Below are 9925 nucleotides of genomic sequence, written 5' to 3'. Positions count from 1 at the left end.
GGAGCGGCGGCGGTCAGCCGCGGGCGTCGGCCCGCCGGCGGCGCGCGAGCAGGACGCCCGTCGCACCGGCGACCAGGAGGCCCGCGGCCACGGCCACCAGCGGTCCGGCCGTCGCGCCCGTGGCGCTGAGCCGGTCGGCGGCCGGGCGCGCACCCGTCGCGGCGGCTGCGCCACCGGCCGCGGTCCCCGCCCCGGCGGCGGGCCCGGCGGGGGCACCGGCCGTCGGTGCGGGCGTGGCCGGGGTCGACGGCGTCGGCCCCGGCGCGAGCGGGACGAGCCCGTCAAGCGCGGCCGCGACCAGCGCCGTCGCGGCGTCGACGTCCGCCTGCGTCGCGCGGCTGCCGACCAGCACGACCTGCGCCACCTCGACGGCGGCGTCCAGGTCGGCCAGCGACGCCGGGGTCCAGGCGGCGCGGTCGACCGCGGCGGCGCGCGCCACGGCGTCCGTGAGCGCCGTCGTGACCACGTCGGTCCCGGCGGCGGCGGGCGTCAGGACGAACGCGTCGACCCAGCCCCACGCGGCGGCCGGCAGGTCCCCCGCGACCGCGACCGTCACGACGCCGTCCGCACCGACGACCACGTCGTCGAGCACGGCGGTGCGCTCCTGCTGCCAGCCGGCCAGCGGCAGGTCGGCCGACCGGGTGCCCGCCGCCGTCGTGGCGGTGAGCGCGACGCCGCCGGTGCCGCCCTCGAGGCTGCCGTGCCCGGTCGCGGACACGGTGTACGTGCCGGCGGGGACGCCGGTCACGGTCTGCGCGACGCGCAGCGCGTACGGCGCGTCGTCCCAGAAGTTGACGGCGCGCGCACCCTCGGGGGCGTCGACGCCCTCCCGGACCTGCGCGTTCTCCCACGTGATCGACCACGGCGCGAGGTCGTCGTCCTCGAAGCCGGGGTTGCGCAGGAGGTTCGTGGCGGTGACGACGACGGTCGCGGTGACCGCGCGCCCGGCCGCGGTCGTGCCGCGGACCGTGTACTCACCCGGGCCGCGGATCCAGTCGACCGCGCCGCTCCACGTGACCGGGTCCTGCTCGACGGAGCCGTCGTTCCAGGTCACGGCGACGGTGGCCGGCAGCGTCACGGGCTCGCCGTCGACGACCGTCACCCGGACCTGCTCGACCGACACGACCTCGCGCGGCGCGACGGCGCCCGTGCGCGCGTACCGGAAGACCTGCAGCGACTCGAGCGGCGTGCCGTCGTGCGCGAACAGCGCCTGGTTGTCCCACGACGAGCCGCCGTACCACTCACCCGCGTCCTCGGGGTCGTACTCCCCGGCGGCGCTCGTCGCCCAACCGGACCCGTCCCGCTCCCACAGCGCCGCGTTGGCCTCGAGCGCGTCCGGCGGGCCGACCGGCAGCCACGCCGGCTCCCAGTAGAAGACGCCGAGGCCCGCGTCGCCGACGGCCGCGACGGCCGCGATCACGTCGCGCACGGCGGTCGCCTGCCCCTGCACGCTCACCGGGTACGCCGTGGCCTCCGCCGGCTGGTCGATCGTGTTGCCGTGCCCGTCGCCGTCCTCGAGCGTGTACGCCCACGACGTCTCGGCGACCACGACCTGCTTGCCGTACGTCGTCGCGACGTCCCGCAGGACGCGGGTCAGGTTGTCGGGCGTGCCGTGCCAGAACGGGTAGTAGGAGCTGGCGAACACGTCGTAGTCGACGCCGCGCGCCGCCAGCTCGCGCGCGTAGCCGGCGTACCGGCCGGCGGTCTCGGGGTTCGTGAAGTGCACCGCGACGAGGGCGTCGGGCAGCACCTCACGCACCGCGGCGCTGCCCGCGGAGAAGACCTGCGCCATGGCGTCCCAGCCGGTGACGCCCGCGACGCCGTTGTTCGTCTCGTTGCCGACCTGCACCATGCCGACGTCGACGCCGGCGTCCTCGAACGCCTGCAGGCTCGTGGCGGTGTACTCGCCGACGGCCGCGACGCGCTCGTCGAGCGGCAGCCCCTCCCACGCCTTCGGCGACTGCTGCTTGGCCGGGTCGGCCCAGAAGTCGGAGTAGTGCAGGTCGACGAGCACGCGCAGGCCGGCGGCCGTGGCGCGCCGGCCGATCTCGACGGCGCGGTCGACGTCGACGTTGCCGCCGCCGTACCCGCGGCCACCGGCGTCGAAGGGGTCGTTCCACACGCGCACGCGCACCCAGGTCACGTCGGCGTCGGCGAGCACGTCGAACAGGTCGGCGGGGCGGCCGGCGGTGTCGCGGAACGTCACCCCGCTCTCCTCGAGCGAGAGCAGCGACGACACGTCGACGCCGTTCATGAAGTCCGCGGCGAGGCCGTCGACGCGCTCGACGACGACGCCGGCCTCGACCGGGCCGTCGTCGGGGGCGGCCCAGCCCGGTGACGCGGTGAGCAGCAGGGCGCCGGCGGCCGCGGTGGCCGCGAGGGCGCGCAGCGGGCGGGCGGGGGCGGGACGTGGTGACACGGTGGTCCTCTCGATCGTCGTCGTCCGAGCAGGCGGGCACGCGCGCCGCGGGCGCGCGGGTGGTGCGGTGCGGGGGTGCGGTGCGGGTATGCGGTGCGGGCCGTCAGCCCTTGACGGAGCCGGCGGTGAGCCCGCCGACGATGTACTTCTGCAGGAAGAGGAACAGCAGCAGCACGGGCAGCGCCGCGATGACGGCGCCGGCGGCGAACAGGCCCCAGTTCGCGTTGAGCTCCTGCGACACCCAGCCGTACATGCCGACGGCGAGCGTCCAGCGCTCCTGCGAGGTGAGGATGACGCGCGCGAGGATGAACTCGCCGAACGTCGAGATGAAGGACAGCAGGCCCACGACGGCGAGGATCGGCGTGACCAGGCGCAGGATGATCGTCCAGTAGATCTGCGCGTGCGTGGCGCCGTCGATGCGCGCGGCCTCGTCGAGCTCGCGCGGGATCGTGTTGAAGAACCCGTACATGAGGAACGTGTTGGTCCCCAGCGCGCCGCCCAGGTAGACGCAGATGAGCGCCACCGTGCTGTTGAGGCCCAGCGCGGGCACGACGTCGCCCAGCGCGAGCAGCAGCAGGAAGATCGACACGAACGCGAGCATCTGCGGGAACATCTGGATGATCAGCAGCGACGTCAGGCCGCCGCGGCGGCCGCGGAACGAGAACCGCGAGAACGCGTACGCGGCGGCCGCGCCCATGAGCACCGAGCCGATCGCGGTGGCGCCGCCGACGACGAGGCTGTTGACGCCCCACGTCCAGAACCGCGACGCGTTCAGCGCCTCGAAGTTCGCCGTCGAGAACGTGCGGAACAGCTCGGTCGAGCCCGTGAGCGTGCCGGTGCGCGCGACCGCGGCCGACAGCACGTAGACCAGCGGGAACGCGGCGTAGAGGACCACGACCGCGGCGACGGGGTACTTCCACCCGACGTCGGCGAACCAGCGGCCGCGGCGCACGCGGGCCCGGTCGGACGTGGTCGTCGCGGGACGGCTCGTCGTGGTGGTCACAGGACCTCCTCCAGCCTGCGCGTCCGGCGGAACGCCAGCGCGGAGATCGTGCCGATGATGAGGAAGACGATGATCGACAGGGCGCTCGCGAGCCCGTAGTCGGCGCGGCCGCCGGCGACGCCGGACAGCTGGTAGATCATCGAGATGAGGATGTCGGTGTGCCCGAGGGTGGCCGACGTGTCCGTGAACCGCGGCCCGCCGCCCGTGAGCATGTAGACCAGCGTGAAGTTGTTGAAGTTGAAGGCGAACGACGCGATGAGCAGCGGCGTCGTCGAGACCAGCAGCAGCGGCATCGTGATCGCCCGGAACGTGCGCCACCGGCCGGCGCCGTCGATCCGCGCGGCCTCCATGACGTCCTCCGGCAGCGACTGCAGCGCGCCCGTGCACACGAGGAACCAGTACGGGAAGCTCAGCCACAGGTTGACGCCGATGATCGCGAGCTTGGCCAGCGTCGGGTCGTCGAGCCACGGGATGCGGGTGCCGAGGAAGAACAGCTGGTTGACCACCCCGTAGTCCGGGTTGGCGTTGAGCATGCCGCGCCACAGCAGCGCGGACAGGAAGGCCGGGAACGCGTACGGAAGGATGAAGAGCGTCCGCATGACCTTGCGGCCGCGCAGCCGCGTGTCGTTGAAGACGAGCGCGAGGACGAGTCCGAGCAGGAAGCTCGTCGCCACGGTGGCGATCGCGAACGCGAACGTCCACACCGTGATCCGCAGCAGCGGGCCGGAGTACGTGTCGTCGGCGAACGCCCGCGTGAAGTTCTCCAGCCCCACGTTGACGCGCCAGCCGACCGCCAGCGCCTCGCCGTCGTCGGAGACGAACCGGCCCTCGTCGGTGGCGCGGTAGACGACGCCGGTCTCCGTGTTCGTGAGGGTGTCGGCGGCCTCGTCGTGCACCAGCGCGGACGAGTACACCTGCCCGGTGGAGCCCTCGCGCGTCCGGATCGAGCCGTCGTCCGCGTCGTCGGAGACGGGCACACGCAGGTCGACGACGCGCTGCTGGAGCGCGGTGTCGGAGATGAGCGTCGTGTACGGCACGACGTCCCAGCCGGGCACGGCCGTGACGCGCTGGCCGTCGACCGAGGCGTTGCCGGCCACGGTCAGCGGCTCCTCCGCGGAGCCGACCCGCACGTCGCCCTCGTCGACGATCGCGAAGCCCAGCTCGTCGCCCCGCTGCACGACCGTCAGGGGGTAGCTCGGCGAGTCCTCGACGCGGCGCTCGGCCTGGATGAGCAGCGCGTCGACCGCCTGCTCCTTGGTCGTGTTGTGGCCCGTGCCGTAGTTCGTCAGCGCGACGTACCCGGTGTAGCCCATGGAGAAGAGCTGGAACACGAGCAGGAAGCCCAGGCCGGGCAGGATGTACTTCAGCGGCAGCGCGCGCCTGCTGAAGTACACCCAGTCGGCGACGACGAGCAGCACGAGCGACGCGGCGAAGATCGCCCACGACTCCTGCGCGTACGCCGCCCACAGGACGCTCACGCCGACGGCGTTGACCAGCGCCATGAGCGCGAGCTTCACGAGGAAGCCGCCGCCCCGGCCGTCCCACCGCCGCGCGTGCGGCTCGGGTGCGCCGGTGCCGGTGCCGGGCTCGGCCGGCGCGTGGGTCGCTTGCGTGGACATCGGGTCTCCGCCTCGTCCTTGTCTCGTCACGTCGACGTGGGTGCGCGCGGTGCGCGGGGGGGTGGGCGCCGGCCGTGGCCGGGGGGACCGGAGACCGGCGCCCACCGGTGCGGGTCAGCCGCCGATCGAGCCCTGGATGTCGGCGAGCATCTTGTCCCAGGCGGCGACGGGGTCGGCCGAGCCGGAGATGATCGCCGCCTCCGCCGCGTTCCAGTGGTCCCACACGTCCGCCATCTCGGGGATGGACGGCATCGGCGTGCCGTTCTTCACCTGGGCGACGAAGCCGCCGACGACCGGGTCGGACGAGACGTCCTCCGCGACCTGGAGCAGCGCCGGGACGCGCGGGTCGGCGTCGTGCAGCGCGCGCTGCGCCTCGGGCGTCGACAGGTAGTTGACGAGGAAGTCCTGCGCGAGCAGCGCGTTGTCGCTCTGCGCCGACAGGTAGAAGCCCTGCACGCCGACGAACGGCGCCGCGGTCTGGCCGCCGGCCGACGGGATCGGCTCGACGGCGAACTCGACGCCGGCATCCTGGAAGCCCGTGATGGCCCACGGGCCGGTGATCGCGAACGGCGCGTTGCCGTCGGCGAACTCCTGGCGCGCGATCTCGTCGGTCCAGTCGGTGCTGAACACGCCGGAGCCCGCCATGCCGTTCTGGCCCAGCCACGTCGCGAACGCGTGGCCGGCCTCGCCGCCCATGCCGATCTCGTTCGTGTAGGAGCCGTCCTCCTCCTGCACGAACACCGGGGCGCCGAACGACGTCTGCAGCGCGTAGTAGTTGTACCCGTCGCCCGTGGTGCCGTTGGTGTTGATGACGAACGGCAGCTTCGTGCCTGCCGCGCGGCCGACCGCGACCATCTCGTCGAACGTCGCCGGGGCGGGGTCGGGCGCGAGGGCCGTGTTCCGGACCAGCGCGACGGACTCGAGCGCGTACGGCAGGCCGTACAGCTGGCCGTCGTAGGTGAACGCCTCGACCGCGACGGGCTCGAAGTCGTCCTGCACGTCCGCCAGGTCGATCGAGTCGACGACGCCGTTGACGATGAGCGAGCCCAGCCAGTCGTGCGCGCCGACCGTGATGTCCGGGCCCTCGCCCGTCGGGACCTGCGCGAGGAAGTCCGCGCGGATGTCCTCGAAGTTCTTCTGCACGAGCTCGACCGTGACGCCGGTCGACTCCTCGAACGCCTCCGCCGCGGCCGCGACCGCGGGCTCGCGGTTCTCGTCCACCCAGACGGTGAGGGTGGTGCCCGCGCCGGCGCCGTCGCCGGACGTCGGCTCGGCCGAGCTGGAGGTGTCGCCACCGCCGCCGCTGCAGGCGGCGAGCAGGGCGACGGTCGCGACCATCGCGACCGGGAGTGCTGCGGTCTTGCGCATGAGCGTTCCTTCCGGTGTGGTGCCGCGGTGCACGCGTCCGGGAGGATCGCGGCGCTGCGACGGGGACGTACGGCGTGGGCCGCCGGGTGGCGGCGCACGCGGGGTGCGCGACGGGCGCGCGACGGGCGGCTAGGGGCGACCACCCCCGTGCGGGACGCGGACGACGGCGACGGCGCCCGCGGTCAGGTCCAGCGCGCCCGCGACGGGCGTGCCGCTGCGGAGCTCGACCCCCTCGGCGACGGGCACCTTCGCGTCGTCGTCCGAGTGGTTGACGGCGACGACGTAGTCGGCGTCGGCACCGTGCCGGGTGACGACCTCGACGTCCTCCGGCAGCCCGGGCGGCGTGATGCCGGCGTCGGCGTACACGGCCGCGAGCACCGGTGCGAGCGCGTCGACGTCGAGCGCGGTCGAGACGTACCAGGCGGTGCCCGCGCCGACGGCGTTCCGGGTGATCGCCGGGCCGCCCGCCGCCGGGCCGTCGAGGTAGGTCGCGACGACGTCGGCGCCCTCGAGGACCAGGTCGTCCTGCCACAGCGCCGCCGGGAGCTCGCGCTCCTCGCCGTGCGTCCACGCCAGCCGCGTGGTGGCGCCGGCGCGCAGCGGCAGGAACTCCTCGACCGTCAGGCCGAGCACGTCCCGCAGCGGGGCGCCGAAGCCGCCCGCGTGCACCGCGTCGTGCTCGTCGACGACCGCCGAGAAGAACGACACGAGCAGCGTGCCGCCGCCCTCGACGTACCGGCGCAGGTTGTCCGCCGACGCCTGCGTGAGCAGGTACGACGCCGGCGCGACGACCGCCCGGTAGCGGGACAGGTCCTGCGACGGGTGGGCCATGTCGACCGTCACGCCGTCGCGCCACAGGCGCTCGTAGTAGGCGCGGACCCGCTCCCGGTGCCGCACGTCGACCGACGGCCGCCACTCGAGGTCCTGCGCCCAGAAGGACTCGGTGTCCCACAGCAGGGCCACGTCGGCGCGCACGGTGGAGCCGCGCACCTCGCCGAGCGCACCGAGGTCGCGGCCCAGCCCGACGACCTCGCGCCACACCCGCGAGCGCGTCCCGGCGTGCGGGAGCATCGCCGAGTGGAACTTCTCCGCGCCGGAGCGGGAGGCCCGCCACTGGAAGAACATCACCGCGTCGGCGCCGCGGCCGAGGTGCACGAGCGAGTTGCGGGCCATCTCCCCGGGGCGCTTGGCCACGTTGCGGGGCTGCCAGTTGACCGCCGACGTCGAGTGCTCCATCAGCAGCCACGGCCGGCCGCCGGCGACCGAGCGCGTGAGGTCGGCGGCGAGGGCGAGGCCGACGTGGTTCCGCTCGTCCGCGGCGGTCAGGTAGTGGTCGTTGCTGACGACGTCGACCTCGCGCGCCCACGCCCACAGGTCCGTGGTGGGGCACTCGTTGGCCATGAAGTTGGTCGTGACGGGCTGCACCGCGTGCGCGCGGATGGCGTCGCGCTCGGCGACGAAGCACGCGCGCAGCTGGTGGTCGGTGAACCGCGCGAAGTCCAGGCGCTGCGCCGGGTTGGCCACGCTGGGCGTGGCGGCGGGTGCGCCCACGTGCTCCCACTCGAGGTAGCGCTGGCCCCAGAAGGCGGTGCCCCACGCGGCGTTGAGGGCGTCGAGGCTGCCGTAGCGGTCCTGCAGCCACGCGCGGAAGGCGTCGACGGCGGCCGGCGAGTAGTCCTCGCCCACCGGGGCGCCGTACTCGTTGTGCACGTGCCACATCACGACCGCGGGGTGGTCGGCGTACCGCTCGGCGAGGGCGGACGCGATGCGCACCGCCGCGGCGCGGTAGGCCGGGTGGCTCGGGGACGCCATGCCGCGCGAGCCGAAGCCCAGCACGGTGCCGTCGCGCGTCACGACGCGGGCGTCGGGGTGCGCCGCGAAGAACCAGGCCGGCGGCGAGGCCGTCGGGGTGCCGAGGTCGGCGCTGATGCCGTTCGCGTGCAGGAGGTCGAGCAGGTCGTCGAGCCAGCCGAGGTCGAGCTCGCCCTCGCGCGGCTCCATCAGCGCCCACGAGAAGATGCCGACGCTCACGAGGTTGACCCCGGCCTCGCGCATGAGGGCGACGTCCTCGTCCCACACCTCGCGCGGCCACTGCTCGGGGTTGTAGTCCCCGCCGTAGGCGATCGCGTCGCGGGGGAACCAGCTCGGGTCGGTCATGACGCTCCGTCGGGTCGCTCCGCACAGCCGTGCGACTGTGCACGGTCACAGCCTGTGACCGTGCACAGGTAAGCACGCCTCGCGATGCGCCCGCCACCCCTCGATCGTGTCGTTATGGACCTGTGACCGTGCACAGGTCTAGGTAGGCCGGTGCGGCCACGGGTGGCACCGCTCCCGCGGTCGCGGGTCTAGAGTCACCCCCGTGGTCAGCACCGCCACGGGCCGGGGGCGCCCGACGATCCGCGACGTCGCGGCGGCCGCCGGCGTGTCCCGCGGCACCGTCTCGCGCGTCATCAACGGCGGGCACTGGGTCTCCCCCGAGGCGCGCGAGGCCGTCGAGCGCGCCATCGCCGACACCGGCTACCGCGCCAACCAGCACGCGCGCTCGCTGGCCACCGGCCGCAGCAACTCGCTCGCGTTCCTGCTCACCGAGCCGCAGGACATGCTGTTCGCCGACCCCAACTTCGCGATCCTCCTGCGCGGCGCCGCCGAGGCGCTCGCCCGCCGCGGCATGACCCTCGTCCTGCTCGTCGCCGGCACGCCCACCGAGCGGGAGAACGCCGCCGCGTACGTCGCGGACGGCCACGTCGACGGCGTCCTGCTCATCTCGACGCACGCCGACGACCCGCTGCTCGCCGACCTCGTCGCCCGCGGCATCCCCACCGTCTCCTGCGGGCTGCCGCTCGGGTTCACCGGCCAGGTCGCGTCCGTGTCGGTCGACGAGATCGGCGGCGCACGGACGATGGTGCGGCACCTGCGCTCGACCGGGCGCCGGCGCGTCGCGATGGTCGCCGGCCCGCTCGACACCCCCGGCGGCCGGTACCGCCTCGACGGCTACCGCGACGAGCTCGGCGCGGACTTCGACGAGCGGTACGTCGCCCACGGCGACTACACGGTCGAGTCTGGTGCCGCCGCGATGGAGGAGCTCCTCGCGCGCGCGCCCGACCTCGACGCCGTCTTCGCCGCGTCGGACACGATGGCCGCCGGCGCGATCGCGACCCTGCGCAAGCACGGGCGCCGCGTGCCGGACGACGTCGCCGTCGGCGGGTTCGACGACGCGGGCCTCGCCGCGACGCTCGACCCGCCGCTGACGACCATGCACCAGCCGTTCGACCTCATCAGCGCGGAGATGGTCGGCCTGCTGCTCGACGTCATCGCGGGCGCCCCCCACAAGTCCGTGACGATGCCCGCAAGCCTGGTCGTCCGCACCAGCGCCTGACCCCACCCCGGCCGCGCCCCCCCACCACCGCCGACGGCCCGCCGGACCGCCACCGCGACCGCCCGCCCGCACCGTCACGAACGCCTTACCGTCGACTGCGGTACATGCGTCACGAGTGCGGGTGTTGCAACACCCGCACT

Annotated in this window: 6 protein-coding genes; 1 reads left to right on the top strand and 5 read right to left on the bottom strand. The window is 74.2% G+C overall.

Going from position 1 to position 9925, the window contains the following annotated elements; genetic code table 11:
* Positions 1-13: 13 nt before the first annotated feature.
* From ACFUMH_RS17290 to ACFUMH_RS17270, 5 genes are all read right to left on the bottom strand, one after another.
* Positions 14-2419, bottom strand: coding sequence for a glycosyl hydrolase 53 family protein (locus ACFUMH_RS17290; RefSeq protein WP_378208489.1), 2406 nt, complete (start codon positions 2417-2419; stop codon positions 14-16).
* A 103-nt stretch (positions 2420-2522) separates the two neighbouring features.
* A complete protein-coding gene (locus tag ACFUMH_RS17285) occupies positions 2523-3422 on the bottom strand; it encodes a sugar ABC transporter permease (protein WP_378208487.1) in 900 nt (299 codons plus the stop codon).
* A complete protein-coding gene (locus ACFUMH_RS17280; protein WP_378208485.1) occupies positions 3419-5041 on the bottom strand; it encodes an ABC transporter permease subunit in 1623 nt (540 codons plus the stop codon). The genes ACFUMH_RS17285 and ACFUMH_RS17280 overlap by 4 nt, the downstream gene beginning before the upstream one ends.
* Positions 5042-5155: 114 nt before the next feature.
* Positions 5156-6409, bottom strand: a complete 1254-nt coding sequence (locus ACFUMH_RS17275) for an extracellular solute-binding protein (RefSeq protein WP_378208483.1) — start codon at positions 6407-6409, stop codon at positions 5156-5158.
* Positions 6410-6538: 129 nt separating this feature from the next.
* A complete protein-coding gene (locus ACFUMH_RS17270; RefSeq protein ID WP_378208481.1) occupies positions 6539-8566 on the bottom strand; it encodes a beta-galactosidase in 2028 nt (675 codons plus the stop codon).
* Positions 8567-8768: 202 nt separating this feature from the next.
* Between ACFUMH_RS17270 and ACFUMH_RS17265 the strand changes: the two genes are divergently transcribed.
* Positions 8769-9785 carry a LacI family DNA-binding transcriptional regulator gene (locus ACFUMH_RS17265; protein WP_378208479.1) on the top strand — a complete coding sequence of 339 codons (1017 nt, stop codon included), beginning with the start codon at positions 8769-8771 and terminating at the stop codon, positions 9783-9785.
* The last annotated feature ends 140 nt before the right edge of the window (positions 9786-9925 follow it).

Source organism: Cellulomonas sp. NPDC057328, assembly GCF_042667215.1.
Lineage (GTDB): Bacteria > Actinomycetota > Actinomycetes > Actinomycetales > Cellulomonadaceae > Cellulomonas.
Note: the sequence above shows the minus strand (reverse complement) of the source record. Positions and strands in the feature narration are given on the sequence as shown.

Excerpts from the sequence above, each read along its gene's own strand:
- ACFUMH_RS17280 (WP_378208485.1), bottom strand. The coding sequence starts at position 5,041 with ATGTCCACGCAAGCGACCCACGCGCCGGCCGAGCCCGGCACCGGCACC.
- ACFUMH_RS17275 (WP_378208483.1), bottom strand. The coding sequence starts at position 6,409 with ATGCGCAAGACCGCAGCACTCCCGGTCGCGATGGTCGCGACCGTCGCC.
- ACFUMH_RS17270 (WP_378208481.1), bottom strand. The coding sequence starts at position 8,566 with ATGACCGACCCGAGCTGGTTCCCCCGCGACGCGATCGCCTACGGCGGG.